The organism is Micromonospora sp. NPDC002296, from assembly GCF_040296145.1.
Lineage (GTDB): Bacteria > Actinomycetota > Actinomycetes > Mycobacteriales > Micromonosporaceae > Micromonospora.
Window position 1 is genome coordinate 15,349 of the sequence record NZ_JBEOWQ010000026.1, and the last position, 21,163, is coordinate 36,511.

20 protein-coding genes are annotated in these 21,163 nt (G+C 74.0%); 14 read left to right on the forward strand and 6 right to left on the reverse strand.

Annotated features, from left to right (window positions below; genetic code table 11):
• Positions 1-476: 476 nt before the first annotated feature.
• From ABT023_RS19905 to ABT023_RS19920, 4 genes are all read left to right on the forward strand, one after another.
• Entirely contained in the window at positions 477-686 is a 210-nt protein-coding gene (locus tag ABT023_RS19905) for a helix-turn-helix domain-containing protein (RefSeq protein WP_117664974.1), read from the forward strand.
• A gap of 223 nt (positions 687-909) precedes the next feature.
• Positions 910-1,011: a 30S ribosomal protein bS22 gene (locus ABT023_RS19910; RefSeq protein WP_007465623.1), complete on the forward strand. Its 102-nt coding sequence runs from the start codon at positions 910-912 to the stop codon at positions 1,009-1,011.
• 119 nt (positions 1,012-1,130) lie between these two features.
• Positions 1,131-2,204: an NAD-dependent epimerase/dehydratase family protein gene (locus ABT023_RS19915; RefSeq protein WP_350887721.1), complete on the forward strand. Its 1,074-nt coding sequence runs from the start codon at positions 1,131-1,133 to the stop codon at positions 2,202-2,204.
• Positions 2,205-2,416: 212 nt separating this feature from the next.
• Positions 2,417-3,301: a lysophospholipid acyltransferase family protein gene (locus tag ABT023_RS19920; protein WP_350887842.1), complete on the forward strand. Its 885-nt coding sequence runs from the start codon at positions 2,417-2,419 to the stop codon at positions 3,299-3,301.
• A gap of 21 nt (positions 3,302-3,322) precedes the next feature.
• Here the strand turns inward: ABT023_RS19920 and ABT023_RS19925 are convergent, their stop codons facing one another.
• The 3 genes from ABT023_RS19925 to ABT023_RS19935 form a co-directional block, all read right to left on the reverse strand.
• Positions 3,323-4,297: an HAD family hydrolase gene (locus ABT023_RS19925; RefSeq protein WP_502890721.1), complete on the reverse strand. Its 975-nt coding sequence runs from the start codon at positions 4,295-4,297 to the stop codon at positions 3,323-3,325.
• 95 nt (positions 4,298-4,392) lie between these two features.
• Positions 4,393-5,286 carry a DUF5667 domain-containing protein gene (locus tag ABT023_RS19930; RefSeq protein ID WP_350887727.1) on the reverse strand — a complete coding sequence of 298 codons (894 nt, stop codon included), beginning with the start codon at positions 5,284-5,286 and terminating at the stop codon, positions 4,393-4,395.
• 371 nt (positions 5,287-5,657) lie between these two features.
• Positions 5,658-6,521, reverse strand: coding sequence for an ECF subfamily RNA polymerase sigma factor, BldN family (locus ABT023_RS19935; RefSeq protein WP_502890727.1), 864 nt, complete (start codon positions 6,519-6,521; stop codon positions 5,658-5,660).
• Positions 6,522-7,087: 566 nt separating this feature from the next.
• Here ABT023_RS19935 and ABT023_RS19940 point away from each other — a divergent pair.
• The 4 genes from ABT023_RS19940 to ABT023_RS19955 all read left to right on the forward strand — a co-directional run bounded on the left by ABT023_RS19940 (position 7,088) and on the right by ABT023_RS19955 (position 8,633).
• Positions 7,088-7,219, forward strand: coding sequence for a hypothetical protein (locus ABT023_RS19940; RefSeq protein WP_350887733.1), 132 nt, complete (start codon positions 7,088-7,090; stop codon positions 7,217-7,219).
• Between the two features lie 200 nt (positions 7,220-7,419).
• Positions 7,420-7,521, forward strand: coding sequence for a hypothetical protein (locus ABT023_RS19945; RefSeq protein WP_350887736.1), 102 nt, complete (start codon positions 7,420-7,422; stop codon positions 7,519-7,521).
• A gap of 135 nt (positions 7,522-7,656) precedes the next feature.
• Positions 7,657-7,911 (forward strand): glutaredoxin family protein, encoded by a 255-nt coding sequence (locus tag ABT023_RS19950; protein WP_350887738.1) that lies wholly within the window; start codon positions 7,657-7,659, stop codon positions 7,909-7,911.
• Positions 7,912-7,982: 71 nt separating this feature from the next.
• Positions 7,983-8,633, forward strand: a complete 651-nt coding sequence (locus ABT023_RS19955) for an HAD family hydrolase (protein ID WP_350887741.1) — start codon at positions 7,983-7,985, stop codon at positions 8,631-8,633.
• A gap of 10 nt (positions 8,634-8,643) precedes the next feature.
• Here ABT023_RS19955 and ABT023_RS19960 read toward each other — a convergent pair whose 3' ends face one another.
• Together ABT023_RS19960 and ABT023_RS19965 are read right to left on the reverse strand one after the other, a co-directional pair.
• Entirely contained in the window at positions 8,644-9,300 is a 657-nt protein-coding gene (locus ABT023_RS19960; RefSeq protein ID WP_350887845.1) for a response regulator, read from the reverse strand.
• Positions 9,301-9,347: 47 nt separating this feature from the next.
• A complete protein-coding gene (locus ABT023_RS19965; protein WP_350887743.1) occupies positions 9,348-10,643 on the reverse strand; it encodes a sensor histidine kinase in 1,296 nt (431 codons plus the stop codon).
• A 352-nt stretch (positions 10,644-10,995) separates the two neighbouring features.
• On the opposite strand from ABT023_RS19965, the gene ABT023_RS19970 reads away from it, so the two are divergent.
• The 6 genes from ABT023_RS19970 to ABT023_RS19995 all read left to right on the forward strand — a co-directional run bounded on the left by ABT023_RS19970 (position 10,996) and on the right by ABT023_RS19995 (position 17,742).
• Positions 10,996-11,769 carry a redox-sensing transcriptional repressor Rex gene (locus tag ABT023_RS19970; RefSeq protein ID WP_350887746.1) on the forward strand — a complete coding sequence of 258 codons (774 nt, stop codon included), beginning with the start codon at positions 10,996-10,998 and terminating at the stop codon, positions 11,767-11,769.
• Positions 11,766-13,109, forward strand: coding sequence for a glutamyl-tRNA reductase (locus tag ABT023_RS19975; protein WP_350887747.1), 1,344 nt, complete (start codon positions 11,766-11,768; stop codon positions 13,107-13,109). The genes ABT023_RS19970 and ABT023_RS19975 overlap by 4 nt, the downstream gene beginning before the upstream one ends.
• Positions 13,106-14,074 (forward strand): hydroxymethylbilane synthase, encoded by a 969-nt coding sequence (gene hemC, locus ABT023_RS19980; RefSeq protein ID WP_350887749.1) that lies wholly within the window; start codon positions 13,106-13,108, stop codon positions 14,072-14,074. The genes ABT023_RS19975 and hemC overlap by 4 nt, the downstream gene beginning before the upstream one ends.
• Positions 14,071-15,651, forward strand: coding sequence for a bifunctional uroporphyrinogen-III C-methyltransferase/uroporphyrinogen-III synthase (locus tag ABT023_RS19985; protein WP_350887751.1), 1,581 nt, complete (start codon positions 14,071-14,073; stop codon positions 15,649-15,651). The genes hemC and ABT023_RS19985 overlap by 4 nt, the downstream gene beginning before the upstream one ends.
• An 18-nt stretch (positions 15,652-15,669) precedes the next feature.
• Positions 15,670-16,653, forward strand: coding sequence for a porphobilinogen synthase (hemB, locus tag ABT023_RS19990; protein ID WP_350887753.1), 984 nt, complete (start codon positions 15,670-15,672; stop codon positions 16,651-16,653).
• A gap of 588 nt (positions 16,654-17,241) precedes the next feature.
• On the forward strand, positions 17,242-17,742 hold the full coding sequence (locus ABT023_RS19995; protein ID WP_350887755.1) for a helix-turn-helix domain-containing protein: 501 nt from the start codon (positions 17,242-17,244) through the stop codon (positions 17,740-17,742).
• A 54-nt stretch (positions 17,743-17,796) separates the two neighbouring features.
• Here ABT023_RS19995 and ABT023_RS20000 read toward each other — a convergent pair whose 3' ends face one another.
• Positions 17,797-21,072, reverse strand: coding sequence for a lamin tail domain-containing protein (locus ABT023_RS20000; RefSeq protein ID WP_350887757.1), 3,276 nt, complete (start codon positions 21,070-21,072; stop codon positions 17,797-17,799).
• Positions 21,073-21,163: the final 91 nt, after the last annotated feature.

Consider the following 21,163-nt stretch of genomic DNA (forward strand, 5'->3'; position numbering starts at 1 on the left):
GGTGTGGCCGGCGGTGGCGCGGTGCTCCAGCCCTCATGATCGACCGCTGTCGGGGCTGCCGGGTGGGCCTGAGACACTAGGCGCGCTCCCAGCGCGGAGCCCTGGTTCGCGTCCGGAAGCGAGCCAGGGCACCCGTCCGGTGGCTCCGGTGGCGCCGCCGGAGCCACCGGACGCCTTCCGCGCTCGCAGGTGGCCGCAGCACCGTGTCCCGGGCGTGACGTCGCGGTCCCCCGGGCGGGATTTCCCCATGCCGCTGACATCGGGTCGATCACGGGCGGGACGGGACGGCGGGGTCGTCCGGGCGGAAAACGCCAGGTGGCCGGCCGGGAAACGGCCATCCGGCATGATCAGTTGTGGGAAGGGATCGCGCCGGTCACAGCCGTCCCGCTACCGTACTGGTAACACGCGCGTAGCCCGTCCTGGCGGGAGCATCCCGTCCGGCGGCACGCGCCGGGCATGGGATGGGTCGGTGAGCCATGGCCGGGTCACAGTCCGACGGGCGGCTGTCGGAGGTCAAGTTCCTCACCGTCGCCGAGGTGGCGTCGGTGATGCGGGTGTCCAAGATGACGGTCTACCGTCTCGTGCACAGCGGTGAATTGACCGCCGTGCGGGTCGGCCGGTCGTTCCGGGTGCCCGAGCACGCGGTGCACGAGTACCTGCGGGGCGCCTTCCAGGAAACCGCCTGACCCGTCCCCGGCCACCCGGTCGGATGCGACGTAACGGGCATCGACGGGGGCGCGTTGGTCCTGCTGACGCTCTCCGGCTACCCTGGACCGGACCGTGACCTGACACCGGTGCGCCCCACCGCCCGCCAGTCGGTCCGGTCCGTTGTCCGCAAGCGGTCGTCGGCGCCACTGCGTGGTGTCATCCGGTCCGCCCCGCACGTTGCAATCGAAAGGCTGTCGTCGTATGGGCTCGGTGGTCAAGAAGCGCCGCAAGCGCATGGCTAAGAAGAAGCACCGCAAGCTGCTGCGCAAGACCCGCGTCCAGCGTCGCCGTCTCGGCAAGTGACCCGGGCCGGGCCCTGGCCCGGCATCGACGTCGCTCGCCAACTGTCGACCCTCGGAGGCTCAGTTGATCAGGCCGCGGTTGCCCCGGCTCGATCTCCCCTGCCGAGGTAGGTGCACGACATGACCCCCGGTGGCACCTCAGGTGCCCCGGGGGTGGTTGTCGTCACCGGGACCGGCCGCTACCTCGGCGCCCACGTCGCGGCCCGGCTCGCCGCCGACCCGCGGATCGAGCGGGTGATCGGCGTCGACCCGGCCGACCCGAACCCGGAGCTCGCCGGCCTCCTCGGCGGCGTCGAGCTGATCCGGATCGACCTCGACTCCCTCGGCGGCCTCCTCGCCGACCTCGACGTCGACGCCGTCGTGCACCTCGCCCTCGCCACGGCCCCCGACCAGCAGCAGGGCGGGCGATCGGCGATGAAGGAGCAGAACGTCATCGGCACCATGCAGCTCCTCGCCGCCTGCCAGCGGGCGCCCCGGCTACGCAAGCTCGTGGTCCGCTCGTCGACCGCCGCGTATGGGGCATCGTTCCGCGACCCGGCGGTCTTCACCGAGGAGACCGAGCCGCGCGAGGTGCCGCGCGGCGGCTTCGGCCGCGACATCCTCGACATCGAGGGGTACGTCCGCGGCTTCCGCCGCCGCCGTCCCGACGTCACGGCCACCGTGCTGCGGTTCGCGCCGTTCATCGGCTCCACCGCCGACACCACGCTGACCCGGTACTTCTCCCAGCCGTTCGTGCCCACGGTGTTCGGGCGGGACCCCCGGCTGCAGTTCGTGCACTTCGACGACGCGCTGGAGGTGCTGCACCGGTCGGTGGCCGAGGACCACCCGGGGACGTACAACGTGGCAGGGCCGGGCGTGCTCGCCCTGTCCCAGGCGATCCGGCGGGCCGGCCGGGTGGGCGTCCCGGTGCTCGAACCGGGCCTGTCCGGGGCCGCCGCGATGGCCCGCAACCTCGGCTTCGGCCGGTACGGCCTGGACCAGGTCGACCTCTTCGTGCACGGCCGGGTGGTCGACACCTCCGCGCTGGAGCGCGAGTACGGCTTCACGCCCCGGTCGACCGTCGCCGCGTTCGACGACTTCATCCGCGCCCACCAGGGCGGGGTGGTGGTCACCCGGGAGTACCTCGCCGCCGCCGAACGGGCCGTCCTCGACGGCATCCGCCAGGTGCGCGCGGCCGTACGGGAGCAGCCGTGAGCCGGCCGGACGAGCAGGGCGGGAGTGCCGGGGCCAACGGCCGGTACGACGTACCGCTGGTCGTGGCAGGCCAGGACGGGGAGCCGGCGCGGCGCAACGGCCGTCACCCGGCCTCGGACGCCGCCCCGACCTCGGACGCCGCCCCGGCCTCGGACGCCGCGTTGATCCCGGACGCCGCCCCGGCCTCGGACGCCGCCCCGACGGGTGAGCCGGTGGATTCCGGGTCGCGGGAGCCGGCGGTCCCGGACGGGCCCGGCGACGTGTGGGACCGGCGGGTCGCCTCCGGACTGGCGTTCCTGCGACGCCGGTTCTCCGGCGACTACCCCGTGGACGAATTCGGCTTCGACCCGGACCTGACCGAGTCGGTCTTCCACCCGGTGCTGCGGATGCTCTACCGGGACTGGTTCCGCACCGAGGTCACCGGCCTGGAGCACATCCCGGCGGACGGGGCCGGCCTGGTGGTCGGCAACCACTCCGGCACGGTGGCGCTGGACGCGCTGATTCTCTCGGCAGCCCTGCACGACCAGCACCCGGCCCACCGCTACCTGCGGCTGCTCGGCGCCGACCTGGTCTTCCGGATGCCGGTGCTCTCCGCGGTCGCCCGCAAGACCGGCGGGACGGTCGCCTGCAACCCGGACGCCGAGCGGCTGCTCGGCTCCGGCGAACTGGTGGGCGTCTTCCCCGAGGGGTTCAAGGGCGTCGGCAAGCTCTACTCCGACCGGTACAAGCTGCAACGCTTCGGCCGGGGCGGGTTCGTCTCGGCGGCGCTGCGTACCGGCACCCCGATCGTGCCGGTGGCCATCGTGGGCGGCGAGGAGATCTACCCGATGCTCGCCGACATCAAGCCCCTCGCGCGACTGCTCAAGCTGCCGTACTTCCCGGTCACGCCGACGTTCCCGTGGCTCGGCCCGCTGGGGATGGTGCCGCTGCCGAGCAAGTGGCTGATCGAGTTCTGCCCCCCGATCCCGACCGCCCACCTCACCGACTCCGCCGACGACCCGCTGGTCGTGTTCAACCTCGCCGACCAGGTGCGGGAGACCATCCAGCAGACCCTGCACAGCCTGCTGGAACGCCGCCCCGACCCCTTCGGCCCCTGACGCCCTTGGGGTGGGGGTGGGTCAGTGGGGGTTGCGGCGGCGGTGCAGGGCCAGACCGGCGCTAACCGCGCCGGCCAGCACCCCGGCCGCTGCCGTCGACGGCAGGGCGATCCTGACCGCCCGCCGACCGGTGCGGAAGTCCCGTACCTCCCAGCCCTGCTGCCGGGCCTGCCGCAGCAGGGCGCCGTCCGGGTTGATCGCCACCGCCCGGCCGACCGTGGAGAGCATGGGCAGGTCGTTGGCGGAGTCGCTGTAGGCGGAGCAGCGGGACAGCTCCAACCCTTCGACCTCGGCGAGCTGGGCCACCGCCTCGGCCTTGGCCGGGCCGTGCATCAGGTCGCCGACCAGCCGGCCGGTGTACGCGCCGTCGACCACCTCCGCAACCGTGCCGATCGCCCCCGTCAGGCCCAGCCGGGCCGCGATCACCCGGCCGATCTCGACGGGCGCGGCGCTGACCAGCCAGACCCGCTCACCGGAGTCGAGGTGCCGCTGCGCGAGGCGGCGGTTGCCGGCCCAGATCCGGGGGGCCATCAGCTCGTCGAAGATCTCCTCGGCGAGCCGTTCCACGTCGTCCACCCGCCAGCCCTCGACGAAGGCCAGCGCGGCCTCCTTGGCCTGCGACATGTCCCCGGCATGCTCGGTGGCGAGCACCCGGAACCGCAGCTGCTGCCAGGCGAACCGGGCCAGGTCGCCGGTGGTGAAGTACTTCCGGGCGGCGAGCCCGCGGGCGAACCAGTAGATCGACGCGCCCTGCATCATCGTGTTGTCCACGTCGAAGAACGCGGCGGCGCCCGGGTCGGGGGCGATCGGGGTGGCCGGCGCGGCCTCGGTCTCCGCCCAGCCGGCCGTGTGACCGTGGCGGTCGGTGCTGACCGTCACCTTGCGGGTACGGGCCACGTGACCTCCCTCGCTCGACGACCACGACCAGTGCCTTCCGCGAGGGTAACCGGGCCGGGTGCCCCTCCCGGCCGGTCGAGCGGGAACTGTGGCGCACAATGCCCATCCGCTGGTGAGAGGCCCTTGTCGGCACCCCGTGACGGACTGGGCCGAGGCCGTCGCGCGGCGCGGCGGCGGATTGGCCGGTGGGTGGCTCAGCGGTCGCCGGGACAGGCCGCGGGGGTCGGGCCGAGCGCGTCGCTGCCGGCGGGGGCGGGCAGCCCGCAGTCGATGGCCGCGCGCAGGGCGTCGGAGCGCTTCCGGATCGCGTCGAGCAGGGCGAGCGACCGGCGGACCCGGTCCCGCTCCGCCCGACTGGCCCCGTCGAGCAGGTCGCCGACCGTCCGGCGCTGCCCGGCGACGAAGGTGTTCACCGCGTCCAGGCCGGACGGGTCGGTGCGCTGCGCGGCGGCGCTGGTGAGCAGCCGTACGCCCTGGCGGCTGTCCGAGTCCATGTCGTCGAGGACGGCCTCGAACCCGAGCCGGTCCCCGCGCAGCGCGGCGGCCTCGTCGAGTCGGGTGCGGGCGAAGTCGAGGAAGAGCTGCCCCCGGCTGAGGTCCGAGCTGGCCAGCGCGAGCTGGGCCCGTTCCGTGGAGCGCTTCATGCCGTACAGGGCGTCGCCGGGCACCGCGTTCTCGCTGGCGGCGGAGATGCCGGAGACGGCGATGGCGCCGGCGGCCACCCCGACCAGGATGGCGCCCCGGGCGCGGGCCCGGCGGGCGGTCACGGCGGGCAGGAACGAGCCGCGCTGCCCGGCGCCGACCGCGCCCCGGTGGCCGGCCGGCCCCGCCTCGGTCGCCCCGGTCGCCGTGGCGCCGACACCCTCCCGCTCGGCCGTGGCGACGAGCATCGCCCGCAGCCCGGTGCGGAAGCCGGTGTCTATCTCGACGGTCGGGGGATCGGCGCTGAACTGTCGGCTGACCGCGACGAGCGCGGCGAGCTGGTCGTCGGCCCGGGACCTGACGTGGTGACGTCGGCCGCCGTTGGCTTCGTCGAGAAGCTGCGCGAAGCGCTCGGCGCGCCGGCGGGAGAAGAGGTCACTGTCCACCGCAGGCACCTCCTCTCGCTGGTCACGGCCGGTCGGCCGCTGTCCTCACCAGCGACCGGCGGCAGCGCGCGCCGACGAACGAAAGGCCGTGGCCGGCCGCGCTGTCCGGACCGTGGGGCCCGGGGATGCCGGGGCAACCACCGGTCGCACCCGGAGAAACGCTCCGCGCCGGGCACGGGTTACGGGGCTGGCGGGAGCGAAACCACGAAGAGTGATGGGCGTCACGCTGTGGTGAGCGTCGATCCAACGGCCGGGGGCGGGTGAGCAGGGCAGCCTTCGCTGGCTGGGACGTCGACCGGAGGCCCCGCGTGGCGCGGCGGCCGGGTCGGGGCCGACCGGGAAACGGGGTCGGGCTCGCTGCGGCGGTCGGATCAGGGCTGGAAGCCGTCCGGCAGGAGCCGGGCCAGGGCCCGGACCGCCCGATACTGCAACGCCTTGATCGCGCCCTCGTTCTTGCCCATCGCCCGGGCGGTCTCCGCGACCGAGAATCCCTGGAGGAACCGCAGCACGATGCACTCCTGCTGCTCCGGGTTGAGCTGCTTCACGGCGGTGAGCAGCGCGACGTTGGTGATGTGCTCGACGACGGCAGCCTCCGGGCTGCCCTCCGGCCCGCGGTCCTCCCGGTCGGCGTCCAGCACGTCGCCGGTGGTGACCTCCAGCCGGTACCGCCCGGACTTGAAGTGGTCGGCGACCAGGTTCCGGGCGATGGTGACCAGCCACGCGCCGAGGTCCCGGCCCTGCCAGGTGAAGCTGCCGATCCGCTTGAGGGCGCGCAGGAACGTGTCGGAGGTGAGATCCTCGGCGAGCTGTCGGTTGCCCACCCGGAAGTAGACGAAGCGGAAGACCGTGTCCACGTACCGGTCGTAGATCAGCCCGAAGGCCTCGGACTCGCCGGCCTGGGCGCGCTCGATCAGCGCCCAGACCTCCGTGGCCGGGTCGGACGGGTCGGGCCGGCTCGGGTAGCCGGTCGACGTGCCGCCAGGCCCGGCCGGCGGGCCGGCGGGTGGCCCGGCGGGCACCGCCGGCAGCACCGCGGTCTCGGTCGCCGCCGGGTCGGTCGCCGGTGGCGTGTCGCCGGTGCGCCGGCCCTGGGCCGGCATCACCGGCCTGGCCGGCGATGCGACCCGGCCGCCGTTGCCTCCGGGCGCGGCCGGGCGAGGTGGGGCCTCGTTGTGGTGCGAGCCGCTGGGCGGGCGTCTGGACGCTCCGTCGCCGCGCACGGGTCTGCTCCACATGTCGTCCGAGCCGCGCGACGCGCCCAGCCGTTCGTTGAGGGCGGCGCGGGCCGCCCCGGCCAGCCCGCCCGGTCGCTCTGCGTAGCCGAAACTGGTCACCGTGCCTCCCCGGTCCGGTCCCACTCCGGCCGCCGGCCCGCCGCCGCGCGGGCGGGTCCATGGTGGCCGGGCAGGGTCCTTCCGGGACATGCCGACGGGCGGCAGATCCCATTGAGGTGCTGGTCCAATGCGCTCACAGGCACGGGGGCCTCCTCGGGCTGAGGGGTGTCGACTCACGGCAAATGGGGTGAGCCGACCCGAGTGATGATAGGGCCAACGTCACCCGCGCGTGGCAAGTCCGTTACACAGAGCGGAAGTATTTCCCGGCCCGTCGCGCCGATGGCGGACCGGTTGTCCGTCGCGTGTGGTTGACTTTCGCCCGGGGAGCTGGTCCGCAATGGAACCCCAGCTCACCGGGCTGATGCCGGCCCCTCCGGCGGGCGGCCGGACGGCGTGCGACCGGGCCGGCGGGACGGTGCCGGCGTGGGCCCGGACGCGGCGTCGGGCATGGCCGGTGAGCGGAGGCTGTGCCAGACTCTGCCACCGCGCCGGACGTGGCCGACGACTCCGCGCCGAACCTCGTCGACCGGCTCCGCCGGGGCGGCGGTCGACCACGGCGGCCGGCCGCGTTGCGTCGGCGGGACACCACCCTGACCTGATCACAATCGGACGCCTCGGTGACCGCGGCCGCGCACGCCCTGGCCGCACCCGGCCGCCGGCCGTCCCGGCACCCCGCTCACCCTCCGTGCCGACCGACGGCCACCGCCCGCCGGCGGCTGGCGGGCCTCAACGTCCACCCGCACGTGGTGGAGGCGGTGCCCGCCCGCATCCGGGGGTGGCGGAGTCGGCGGTACCGGGTGTGCCGCACCCGCGGACCGGGGAGACTGTCCGGGCGTACGTGGCGCCGGCGCCGGGGCGCCCCGGTGACCGGGGAGGAACTGCTCGCACACTGCGCCCGTAACCTGGCCCGGTTCAGGTGCCCGACCGCCGTCGAGTCCGTCGACGCGCTGCCGTACTCGGCGATCGGCAAGGTGCGCAAGACCCAGCTCAGGCCGGCACCCGGCGGCGCCGGCCGACATCCGCACGGAGGTTACCGATGTCCAGTGACGCCCGACTCGCCCTGATCACCCGCCCTGGCTGCCACCTCTGCGAGGACGCCAAGGTGGCGCTCGACCGGGTGGTGGCGGTCACCGGGGACCGGTGGATCGAGCGGGACGTGACCGGCGACGTGGAGCTGGAGCGCGAGTACGGCGACCGGCTGCCGGTGGTGCTGCTCGACGGCAAGGAGCACGGCTACTGGCGGGTGGAGGAGGAGCGGCTGCTGCGGGACCTGACCACCCCGCAGCTCTGAGGCCCCGCGCCGCCGGTCCCAGCCCTTCCCCGCCCTTCCCCGCGCGTCGGGGCGGGTCCTATCGTGCTGGGATGACCCCTGCGCGCCCCCATCTCGTGTGGGACTGGAACGGCACCCTGCTCAACGACCTCGACCTGGTGGTGGCGGCCACCAACGCCGTCTTCGCCAGCGTGGGCGGCCCGACGGTCAGCGCGGACGAGCACCGGGTGCGGTTCCGCCGCCCGATCGCCGACTACTATGCCGAGGTGCTCGGCCGGGCCGTCGACGACGCGGCGTTCGGCGAGCTGGACCGGATTTTCCACGACGCGTACCGCAGCGGGCTGACCACCTGCGTGCTCGCCGACGACGCGGCGGTGGCGATGGCGGCCTGGCCGGGCGGCCAGTCGCTGCTGTCGATGTGGTTCCACGACGAGCTGGTGCCCGCGGTGCACACCCACGGGCTGACCGACCGGTTCGCCCGGGTGGACGGGCTGCGCGCGACGGTCGGCGGGGACCGCAAGGCCGAGTCGCTGGAGCGGCACCTGACCGAGCTGGGGGTGAACGGCCGCGACGTGGTGCTGATCGGGGACTCGATCGACGACGCCGACGCCGCCGAATCGGTCGGCGGCCGGGCCGTGCTCTACACGGGTGGGTTCACCGACCAGGCCCGGCTGCGCGCGTCCGGGCACCCGGTGGCCGACACCCTCACCGAGGCGGTCACCCTCGCCGCCACCCTCCGATGACCGGGGGCCGTCAGGTGCGCAGGTAGGTCAGCACGGCCAGGACGCGGCGGTGCTGGGTGGTGTCCGGGGGCAGGTCCAGCTTGGTGAAGATGTTGCGGACGTGCTTCTCCACCGCCCCGTCGGTGACCACCAGGGCGCGGGCGATGGCCGTGTTGGAGTGCCCCTCGGCCATCAGGGACAGCACCTCGCGCTCGCGGGGGGTCAGTTCGCGCAGCGGGTCGTCGCGCCGACGGCGGACCAGCAGCTGGCCCACCACCTCCGGGTCGAGCACGGTGCCTCCCGCGGCCACCCGGGCCAGCGCGTCCATGAACTCGTCGATGTCGGCCACCCGGTCCTTGAGCAGGTAACCCACCCCGCCGCCGCCGGCCCCGCCGGTGGTGGCGAGCAGGTCGTCGGCGTACGACACCTCGACGTACTGGGAGAGCACCAGGACCGGCGTACGCGGGACCAGCCGGCGGGCCTCCACGGCGGCGCGCAGCCCCTCGTCGGTGTGCGACGGCGGCATCCGCACGTCGACGATCGACACGTCCGGACGGTGGGTCACCACCGCCTCGACCAGCGCGTCGCCGTCGCCGACGGCGGCCACCACCTCGTGCCCCTGTTCGGTGAGCAGCCGCACCAGCCCCTCCCGGAGCAGCACGGCGTCGTCCGCGATGACCACCCGCATGATGCTGATGTCTACCACGTCCGGGCAGGGAGCCGGGCCGTCGACGCTCACAGCGGCAGTTCCGCGCGGACCTCCGTCGGGCCGCCGGCCGGGCTGACCACGTCCAGCCGGCCACCGGCCGCCCGCACCCGGTCGGCGATCCCGGCCAATCCGTGCCCCTTGGCCAGGTGCGCCCCGCCGTGGCCGTCGTCGGTCACGCCGACGGCCAGCCGGCGCTCGTGCCGGGTCACCGCGACCGCGCACTCCGTCGCCCCGCTGTGCTTGGCGACGTTGGTGAGCGCCTCGGCGACCACGAAGTAGGCGGTGCTCTCCACGGCCGGGTCGAGCCGTCCGCCGGGGACCTCCAGCGCAGGGTCGATCCGCAGCTCGACCGGGACCAGCCCGCGGCCGGCCAGGGCCGCCAGGGCGCTGGGCAGCCCGCGGTCTACCAGGATCGGCGGTGCGATGCCCCGGGACAGGGCGCGCAGTTCGGCGAGGGTGTCGCGGGTCTGGGTGACCGCCTCGTCCAGGGTCCGGCCGGCCGCCTCCGGGTCGGTGGCGAGCTGCTGGCGGGCCCGGCTCAGGTCCATCGCCAGCCGGACGAGGCGCTGCTGCGGGCCGTCGTGGATGTCCCGCTCCAGCCGGCGCAGCGCGGCGGCCTCGGCGGAGACGGCGGCCCGCTTCTGCTCCTCCAGCACGGTGATCCGGTTGCGCATCTCGGCCACCCCGGTGAGCAGGGCGCGGGCGAAGCCGGCCTGGAGCCGCGCGCACCCCCGGACCACCATCGGCAGGGTGATCAGGAAGAACACCCCGATCGCGGTGTTCAGCCCGATCCGGGCGGCGGGGGAGTCGCCCAGGCCGAGGAGCTCGTTGAGGCCCTGGTTGTCGGGGCTCTGCGGCAGCGCCCAGTCGTACGCCCAGTAGAGGCAGCCGAGCAGGGTGCCGGCCCACCAGGTGACGGTCACCACGAAGGTGAGGAGGGACACGATCAGCTTGAGGATGCCGTGGGCCAGGTCGAGCCAGGACTGGGCGTCCCGGATCGGCATGAAGATCCGCCGCCAGGCGCCCGCCCCGGGTTCGGGCTGCCGGTAGTCCGGCCGGATCCGGGCCTGACCGAGCACGGCGGTCAGCCGCAGCCGTTCGATGTCGGCCAGCCCGCGGGCGGCGTACAGGGTGCCGGCGAGGACCGGCAGGCCGATCACGGTCACCACCAGCCCCAGGCCGAGCGCCAGACCCACCAGCAACACCACGAAGCTGGCCAGCGCCAGGGGCAGGCCGAGCAGCACGTAGTTGGAATCGTGCATGAGCTGGCGGGGGACGCTGGGCGAGATGGCGGGCGGGTCGGTGACGGTAGCGGCGGTCATGGTTCGAGGCTAGGCAGCCGGCCCGGCCGGCCCCATCCCGTCGCCCGGCCTTTTCGCCGTATGGCCAGCCCTACCAGGCGTCGCCCGGCCGGCGCGCGATTGGTGAGGGAAGTCGGGATTGAGCAATAATCGGCGGGGCGGTGCGGGGCCGCCGGATCGATCTTGTGGAACGGAGGGGCAGGTGGCGGCGGGTTGCGTGTCTTCAAGATCGCGATTTGTGCGTGTCTTCACAAGCGCCTACTCTGTAGTTCCGACGCGTCCTGCTAGCACAGCCGGCAATCTCGGTCGTCAGCGGGAGTCCCGATACGGCCGGCCTCTTGAGCTGGCCGAGGATCGCACCGCACGGAGTCTCATGAGTCAGCAGCACCGTCACCCTGGCGCGCCCGGCCGCGCCGGTGCCGTACCGGCGCTTCCGGACCTGCCCGAGGCGACCGTCGCGCGGCTTCCCGAGTACCTTCGCGCCCTGCACAACCTCGCCGAGTCCGGCCACGAGACCGTCTCCAGCGAGGGCCTGGCCGCCGCGGTCGGGGTCAACTCCGCCAAGCTCCGCAAGGACCTGTCCCACCTCGGCTCGTACGGCACCCGGGGGGTCGGCTACGACGTCGCCCTGCTGGTCGACCAGATCGAGTTCGTGCTCGGGCTCACCCAGCGGCGGGCCGTCGCCCTGGTCGGGGTGGGTAATCTCGGTCACGCCCTGGCCGGCTACGCCGGCTTCGCCAGCCGCGGTTTCCGGATCGCCGCGCTGCTCGACGCGGACGCGTCCCGGGTCGGCGAGGAGATCAACGGGATGGTCGTGCGGCACGTCGACGAGCTGCCCGCCGTCGTCGCCGAGGAGTCCATCGCGATCGGCGTGATCGCCACCCCGGTGCCCGCCGCCCAGGCGGTCGCCGACCAACTCGTGGCCGTCGGCGTGACGAGCATCCTCAACTTCGCGCCGTGCGTACTCTCGGTGCCGGAGGGAGTCGACGTGCGCAAGGTCGACCTCGCCATCGAGCTCCAGATCCTGTCCTTCCACGAGCATCGCAAGGCGTCTCTGACCGCGCTGCCCGCCACCGGCGGCTCCGCCCTCACCGCCCTGCCCGGCGGGCTCGCGGCCACCGATCCCCAGGAGGCGATCGGCACGTGAAACTGCTCGTCGTCGGCGCGTCCTACCGCACCGCTCCCGTCGCCACCCTCGAACAGCTGGCTGTCGCCCCCGCCGACCTCACCCGCACCCTGGACCGCCTGCTCGCCCAGCCGTACGTGAGCGAGGCGGTGCTGGTCTCCACCTGCAACCGGGTGGAGGTCTACGCCGCCGTGTCCGGCTTCCACGGCGGGCTCGGCGACATCTGCGCCGTTCTCGCCGAGCATGCCGGCGCACCGGCCAGCAGCCTGGCCACTCACCTCTACGTCCACTACGACGCCGTCGCCGTGGACCACGTCTTCCGGGTCGCCGCCGGGCTGGACTCGATGGTCGTCGGCGAGGCGCAGATCCTCGGCCAGCTCCGTGACGCGTACCACTGGGCGACCGGCGCGGACTCGGCCGGCCGCCTGCTGCACGAGCTGATGCAGCAGGCACTGCGGGTGGGTAAGCGGGCACACGCCGAGACCGGGATCGACCGGGCCGGCCAGAGCGTGGTGAGCGCCGCGCTCGGCCTGGCCGCCACGCACCTCGACGGCGAACTGGCCGGGCGCCCGGCCCTGGTGGTCGGGGCCGGTGCGATGGGCGCGCTGGGCGTTGCGAGCCTGTCCCGGCTCGGCGCGGGCCCGCTCACCGTGACCAACAGGGGGGCCGACCGGGCCGTGCGGCTGGCCGAGTCGTACGGGGCCGGCGCGGTGCCCATGGCCGAGCTGACCGACGTGCTTTCCACAGTGGACATCGTAGTGGCCGCTACAGCGGCGACCGAACCGGTCCTCACCCGCGACGTGGTCAGCCGGGCGCTCGCCGACCGCGACCCCGACCGGGGGGCACTCGTGCTGCTTGACCTCGCCGTCCCGCGCGACGTGGAGGCCGGCGTGGCCGCCCTGCCCGGCGTCGAGGTGATCGACATCGACCGGATGGCGGCGATCCTGGCCGACGGGCCGGCTGTCGCCGACGCCGCGGCCGTCGAGCGGATCGTGGCGGGCGAGGTCGAGTCCTTCCTCACCTGGCTGCGCGGCGCCGACGTCGCCCCGACCGTGGCCGCGCTGCGCAGCCGGGCCGAGGACGTGGTGACCGTCGAGCTGCGCCGGCTGGCCCAGCGCCGCCCCGACCTCAGCGCCGACCAGCGCGCCGAGGTGGCCCGGACGGTGCACCGGGTGGTGCAGCGGCTGCTGCACCAGCCCACGGTGAAGGTCCGTCAGCTCGCCGCCGAGCCCGGCGGCGACCAGTACGCCGCGCTGCTGCGCGAGCTGTTCGACCTCCAGGTCCCGCAGACCTCCCCGGTCGACACCGTCCCCGACGTGGTCGACACCGACCCCACCCCGTATCCCGGAGGCGAGAGATGACCGCCCCCCTGCGCCTCGGCACCCGGGGCAGCGCGCTGGCGATGGCCCAGTCCGGCCACGTCGCGGCCGCGCTCACCGAAGCGACCGGCCGGAAGGTGGAGCTGGTCGAGGTGGTCACCGCCGGTGACCGCTCGGCCGCCCCCGTGCACCGGCTCGGCGTCGGCGTGTTCGTCTCCGCGCTACGCGACGCCCTGGCCGCCCGGACCATCGACTTCGCGGTGCACTCCTACAAGGACCTGCCCACCGCGGCGGCCCCCGGGCTGCACATCGCGGCGGTGCCGGCCCGGCAGGACCCGCGCGACGCGCTGGTCGCCACAGGCGGGCGCACCCTCGCCGAGCTGCCGCCCCGCGCGGTGATCGGCACCGGCGCGCTGCGCCGCATCGCCCAGTTGCACGCGCTCGGGCTCCAGCTCGAGGTCACCCCGATCCGTGGCAACGTGGACAGCCGCCTCGCGCGGGTCCTCGGCCCGGAGGCCGACCTCGACGCGGTCGTCCTCGCCCGGGCGGGGCTGGCCCGGCTCGACCGGGCCGGCGTGATCACCGAGACGCTCGACCCGATGCTCATGCTGCCCGCGCCCGCCCAGGGCGCGCTGGCCGTGGAGTGCCGGGTCGACGACCCGGACCTGGTCGAGCTGCTCGCTGTGCTCGACCACGCACCGTCCCGGGCCGCGGTCACCGCGGAACGGGCGTTGCTGGCCACCCTGGAGGCCGGGTGCAGCGCACCCGTGGCCGCCTATGCGGAACTCGCCGAAGGTGACGTCGGCGAGGAGATATACCTGCGCGGGGCGGTGATCAGCCCGGACGGTTCCAGAGACCTTCGGCTGTCCCGCACCGGAACGCCCGCCGACGCGGCGGAGATCGGCAAGGCACTCGCCGCTGAACTCCTCGACCTCGGCGCCGACTCGATCCTCGGCCTAGACGGACACGCCGGCCCGGGGACCCAGCAATTTGGGAGCACAGAATGACCCGCACCCGTAAGCCCGTCGGTCGCATCGCGTTCGTCGGGGCCGGTCCCGGCGACCCGGGCCTGCTGACCCGCCGGGCGCACGACGCCCTGGTGGACGCCGACCAGGTGGTGTACGACCGGGGAGTCCCCGAGTCGTTGCTCGACGCCGTCCGCGCCCAGGCCCGGTCCGACGCCCAGTTCACCCCGGCGGAGGGCGTGCCGGGAGACGTGGCGAAGGTGCTGATCTCGGCCGCTCGCTCCGGCCAGAACGCGGTGCACCTGGTCGCCGGTGACCCGTTCGGCCACGACTCGGTGGTCAAGGAGGTGCAGGCGGTCGCGCGTACCGCCGCGCACTTCGAGGTGGTCCCGGGCGTCGGCCAGGCCGAGGGCGTCGCCACGTACGCGGGCGTGCCGTTGCCGGGCGTCCGCACCGCCGCCGACGTCGAGGACGTCACCACGCTGGACTTCGACGCGCTGGCCGCGGCCGTGGGCCGGGGCTCGCTCGCGCTCGCCGTGGACGCCGGCGACCTGGCCGCGGTCCGTGACGGCCTGCTCGCCGCCGGGATCGACGGCACCACCGGCGTCGGGGTGACCGGCGACGGGACCGGGGACACCCAGTACACGACCACGTCGACCGTCGACTCGTTCGTCGCGGCGGCGCTCGGCTTCACCGGCCGGGTGGTGCTGACCGTCGGAGAGGGCGTCGGCCAGCGGGACAAGTTGAGCTGGTGGGAGAACCGGCCGCTGTACGGCTGGAAGGTGCTCGTCCCCCGGACCAAGGAGCAGGCCGGTGCGATGAGTGCCCGGCTGCGCGCGTACGGGGCGATCCCGTGCGAGGTGCCGACGATCGCGGTCGAGCCGCCGCGCACCCCCGCCCAGATGGAGCGGGCGGTCAAGGGCCTGGTCGACGGCCGGTACGCCTGGGTGATCTTCACCTCGGTGAACGCCGTCCGGGCGGTCTGGGAGAAGTTCGCGGAGCACGGGCTGGACGCCCGGCACTTCGGCGGGGTCAAGATCGCCTGCATCGGGGAGGCCACCGCCGACGCGGTCCGCGCGTTCGGCATCCAGCCGGAGCTGGTCCCCGCCGGGGAGCAGTCCTCCGACGGGCTGCTGGCCGAGTTCTCGCCGCACGACGAGATCCTCGACCCGGTGGGCCGGGTGCTGCTGCCGCGCGCCGACATCGCCACCGAGACGCTCGCCGCCGGGCTCACCGAGCGCGGCTGGGAGGTCGACGACGTGACCGCGTACCGGACGGTGCGGGCCGCCCCGCCGCCCGCCGAGATCCGGGACGCGATCAAGTCGGGCGGATTCGACGCGGTGCTGTTCACCTCGTCCTCCACCGTCCGGAACCTGGTCGGCATCGCCGGGAAGCCGCACGCGCGTACGGTTGTTGCCGTCATCGGGCCCAAGACGGCGGAGACCGCGACGGAGTTCGGCCTGCGGGTCGACGTGCAGCCGCAGCACGCCTCGGTGCCGGACCTGGTCGAGGCGCTCGCCGCCTACGCCGTCGAGCTGCGCGAGAAGCTTGCCGCCATGCCGGCCAAGCAGCGCCGCGGCTCGAAGGTGCAGGGGCCGACCGCCCTGAGGTTCCGCTAGTCGCCAGGGAGGCCCCCCATGTCGTACCCCGAGATCCGGCCCCGCCGGCTGCGCCGCACCGCAGCCGTGCGGCGGCTGGTCTCCGAGACCCGCGTCGACCCGGCCGAGCTGGTCGTGCCGATGTTCGTCAAGGAGGGGCTGACCGAGCCGCGGCAGATCGCTTCGCTGCCGGGGGTGCTCCAGCACTCCCGGGACTCGCTACGCAAGGCGGCGGCCGAGGCGGTCCAGGCCGGCGTGGGCGGGATCATGCTGTTCGGCGTGCCCGCGTCGCGTGACGAGCGCGGCTCGGGCGGCGTCGACCCGGCGGGCATCCTCAACGTCGCCATCCGGGACGTGGTCGCCGAGGTGGGCGACGCGACCGTGGTGATGAGCGACCTGTGCCTGGACGAGTTCACCTCGCACGGGCACTGCGGGCTGCTCACCGGAGAAGGCGCGGTGGACAACGACGCCACCCTCGCCGCGTACGCGGAGATGGCGGTGGCCCAGGCCGACGCCGGGGTCGGCATGGTCGGGCCGTCCGGGATGATGGATGGCCAGGTCGGCGTGGTGCGTCGGGCCCTGGACACCGCCGGGCACACCGACGTCGCCGTGCTCGCGTACGCGGCGAAGTACGCCTCCGCCTTCTACGGCCCGTTCCGCGACGCGGTGGAGTCGGCCCTCGACGGCGACCGCCGCACCTACCAGCAGGACCCGGCGAACCTGCGGGAGTCCCTGCGTGAGGTCGCGCTGGACGTCGCCGAGGGCGCCGACCTGGTGATGGTCAAGCCGGCCCTGCCCTACCTCGACGTGGTGGCGGCGGTCCGGGCCGCCGTGGACGTCCCGGTCGCCGCCTACCAGGTCTCCGGCGAGTACGCGATGGTCGAGGCCGCCGCCGCGAAGGGGTGGATCGACCGGGAGCGGGTGATGCTGGAGACGCTCACCTCGATCCGCCGGGCCGGCGCCCAGATCATCCTCACCTACTGGGCGGTCGAGGCCGCCACCCTGCTCGACCGGCGTTACTGACCCGCTCCGCGCCGGCCGGCGAGGACGATGCGGCGGCATTGTGCGCGTGCTGGAGCCGGGCAGGGGGTGGATGACGCACCCCGACCGGCGGGTGCTGGAACACGATGAGCGCGGCGTGTCGCCGATGCCGGAGCCGGTGGCGGTGGCGGTGCCGGTGGCGCGCGGTTGCACCGCCCTCGCCTGATCGTCGCAGGTACGAGAGCGGGCCCTTCAGTTCCCCAATCCGCCACTCGGCGTTACCTTGACTAATCTCCGCCCACCCCTCCTTGGTCCCCTTTGCTCTGCTGTAGCGGAGGCAACAGTTACTCAGTGTCCACGCTCGCGCACAGGGGCCCACGTGGCCGATTGGGCATCGATCCTACTCGCAGCTGGTGTTGCCTGGATGGCGGCAGAGCAAAGTGCGAGCGGGGGGTGTTGGAGGGTCGGGTTGGCGTAACGCAGAGTGGTTTTCCGGCTCGGCTTGCTTTCATTACCCAGCGTGTCGAGAGATGCCCCGCAATAGGATGCGACGCGTGGACGATGGCAAGTTGTCCACAGGTTTGTCCACAGGGATTGTCGACCGCCTGCCGGGGTCGGCAGGCTTTCGGTATGGCTTCCGCACTTGATCCACCACCGACCGGTCCGACGGTCGGGCCGTTCCCCATCGCCGGGCTGGTGCGCAAGGCTCGGCGCATCGCCGGCCTGGGGCAGCGCCAGATGGCGCGCTTCGCGAAGGTGGCGCCGTCGACCGTGGGCCGGGTGGAGACCGGTGCCATGACGCCCAGCCTCGCGGTGCTGGAACGACTCTTCGGCGCGGCCGGCCTTTACCTCGCCGTCGTCGACCAGGACGGCCGGGTGATCCAGCCGATGGCGGACTGGGACGACACCCGCGACGGTGCGGGGCGACGCTACCCGTCCCACCTGGACACAATTCTCGACCCCGAGCCGGGCGACTGGTGGGCCGACATCTACGGCCTGGCCCGGCCACCAGAGACGTTCCACCGCTGTCCGGTGGACCGCGAGGCGCGTCGGCGGCGTAGCCAGTGGGAGGTGAGGGTGGCGCAGTACCGCAACGTGCCACCGCCGAAGGACGTGCGGGAGCGGTACTGAGACGGCCCCCGCCCGGGGGTACCCGGGCGGGGGCCGTCGTCGGCCGGAGCAGGGTCAGTCGTCGTTGGCGATGGTGCCCACGGCGAGCGGGTCGGCCAGGCGCAGGCCCGGAACGCCGGCCACCAGGAGGTTCACCTTCTCGTCGGCCTCCCGCTTCCGGTCACCGCGCACGGTCACCGCGAAGGTCAGCGAGGTCTGCCCCGCCGCGAGCGTCTTGCAGCCGACGTACGGGTCGTAGTCGGACCCCGCCTGCGCCGTGGTGCCGAACGTGGCGGCGCAGAGCAGCACGGGCTGGGACAGCGGCCGGGACACGGTGACGGTGAACGTCAGCGGGCGGGTGCCCTTGTCGCCCTCGACCACCGTCGCGTCGCCGACGCTCAGCGACGCCCGGGACCGGAACCGGGCCACCTGCGGGTCGTGGTCGCTGGAGCCGCGGGACCCGTCCCCGGTGAACTCCGCCGGCCAGTCGGCGTTGATGTGCGCCGCCCGCACCTGGACCAGGTCGTCGCGCAGCGCGTCGTTGACGAACAGGTGGTCCAGCGTCTGTGCCTGCCCCTCGAAGCTGTACGAGTACGCGGACGACGGCACGTCGGCGACCAGATCGTCCCAGAGGCTGTGCAGGCCCGCGTCGTACAGCGAGGCGAGCTGGTCCGACGGGGTCGGGTCCGCCCCGGTGGCGATCGGGTCGTCCGGGCGGGGGAAGACGTTCAGGTCGCCGCCGTAGACCACCCGGGAGTTCCGGTCCGAGTTGTGGATCGCGGTGACGAGCGCGGCACCGTACGCGGCCTGCTCGGCGCGCTGCCCGACCCGGCTGTCCGGCCCGGACGAGAAGTGGTTGCTCAGCGCCCACAGGTGGTACCCCTCGGCGCCGCCGGGGGTTGCCCGGACCAGGAACTTGCCGAGCTGCGGGGCCCGGGTGTAGACGTTGTTTCCGTCCTTGCCGGTCGAGGTGTCGGTGTCGGCCGGCAGCACCGCGTTGAGCGCCTTCGGGTTCTGCACGTCCGCGTTGGACGGCAGACCCGCCGACCGGTACGGCACCACCGGCGCGGAGCCGAGCAGCGGGTCCGCGGCGGTCGCCGCCGCCAGCGACAGCCGGTCGGTGCGGTACAGGAACCCGGCGGTGATGCCCCGGGCGTCCGCGCCGGTCCGGTCGTACGCGGCGGCGTACGCCGGGCCGCCGGCGGCGGCGATGGTCAGCGCCAGGTCCTGGAGGGTGTCCGGGGCGCCGTCGGCGTTGTCGGTGTCCCCGCAGACCAGCTCCGTGCCGGAGACGGAACAGATGTCCTGGTCCTCGGCCTCCTGCACCAGGATCAGGTCCGGCGCGTGCAGGTCGGTGCGGATCTGGTCGGCGAGCGAGGCCAGGTGCTCCCGGTAGTCGGCCTCGCTGGCCGGCACGTAGTCGAACGGCGGGCGGACCCCGGTGCAGCCGGGGTTCCCGGTGAAGTCGCAGCCGTCGAACGGGTCGTCCCGGTGGTCGTACAGGTTCTCCACGTTGTACGTCGCGATCGCGATCTCCTGCGACCGGTCGGCCGGCTTCGGCGGGTTGTTCCGCGACGGGTCGGCCCCGGCGGCGAAGACGGCCTTCTCGACCTGGACGCCGTACTTCTCGAACGAGTAGTAGATCGCGCCGTACGCGTCCTCACCGAGGGTGTCGAAGGTCCTCGACGGCGGCAGGATCGCGGTGCTGTCCCCGGCCGCGCCCTTGACGCCCATGCTGCCCAGCATGATCCGCTGGCCGTTGCCGTCGTCGAAGCGCCGGGTCGGGTCGTTGTCCAGCGGGTGCGCGTCCCGGAACACCCGGCGGGCGTACTGGTCGGCGCGGTCCAGCAGCGGGTCGTCCCGGTCGACCACCCAGGTCTCGGCGTCGGCCGTGGACGGGAAGACGCCCCGCCCGCTCACCGCGCCGCTGCCGGCGCGGACCCGCAGCCGGGCACCCTCGTGCCGCTCCCAGAACCGCTGCGCGGCGGCCATGTCGGCCGGGGGCACCGCGTCGTCGACCGCCACGACGGCGTTGACGTCCAGCCCCGAGGCGACCCTGCGGACCAGGGAGGCGCCGGAGAGCTGGGTGGAGTTGAAGTACTCCGACACCCGGGCCCGGAGCACCACCTCGTCGCCGACGGTCGGCACGTAGCCGCCGGGCAGCGAGGTGAACGAGCCCACGAAGACGAAGATGCCGTCCGAGGACGTCGGGTCGGCGTCGGTGGCGTCGGCACGGCTCTGCAGGAAGAAGCCGCGCTGCTCCGCCCCGGCCGAGGTGCGGGCCAGGGTGAGCTGGGTGATCACGCCCTGGACGTCGTACAGGCTGCTGCTGGTGCCGTTGCCGGAGGCCGGCGCGAGCGGCGACCGGTCGGCCGGGCCGGCCTCGGCGTCGGTGGTCGGGCCCTGCACCTCGCCGACAGTCAGCTCCCGGGTCACGGTCACGGCCAGCGCGCAGGTGGCGGTGCCGCCGTCGGCGTCGGTGGCGGTCAGGGTCACCGTGTACGCCCCGGCGGCCAGGTCCGCGCTGGTGGCGACGGTGGCGCGGGCGGTGCCGCCGACGCCGTCGGCCGGGGTGAAACCGGTCCGGGTGATCGAGCCGGTGGCCGGGGCCGGGCTGACCGAGGTGACCGCCAGGCCGACGATCGTGTCGTCGGGGTCGGTGGCGGTGACCTCGCGACTGGCGGCGGTGCCGGCCGCCGTGGTCAGCGCGCCGCCGCAGGTGACGGTGGCGGGCTGGTCGACCGGCCCGCCACCGTCGACGGTGTGGGAACCGAGCCCGTCGAAGGTGTCGGTGGCGAAGCCGGCCCACTGGGCGGCCGGGGCGAACGCGTCCGACGGGTCGGTGTCGCCGGAGGTCACCGTGGGCAGCCGGCGCAGCGTGTTGTCGGCGGTGCTGGTGAGGCCGCTGCCCCACTCGGTGCCCGGATCGACGCCGACCTGGCCGATCGAGTCGACCACGGCGTCGCCCCTGCGCAGCACGATCGCGTCGTCGCCGTTGAACAGGCTCGCGGTGGTGGTCTGGTCGGCCTGGGCGAGGATCGCCGGGGCGGCGGAGGCCGCGGCGAACACGAACGTGTCGGCCGGGGCCACGGTGCCGGTCAGCGCCAGGGTGGTCGCCGTGGTGCTGCCGTTGAAGTGGAGCTGGAGCTGGTAGCCACCGGCGGCGAGGTCGACAGGGGCACCGGTCCCGTTGTACAGCTCGATCGCCTTGTTGTTCGACGAGCCTTCGACGTACTCGGAGATGAACAGGTCGGTGGGCGCGGCGCTGGCCGCGGGGGGTGCGATGCCGATGACCGGGATGGTGACGGCAGCGGCGGTCGCTAGCGCGGCGTATCTGCGGCGCGTGCGCATGGGGCCTCCACGATGGGTGGACGGGAATCAACGCACGTTAAGGCGCGGCGCTGTCCGCCGTCCATCCCCCGAGGGCGCATTGGTGAATACC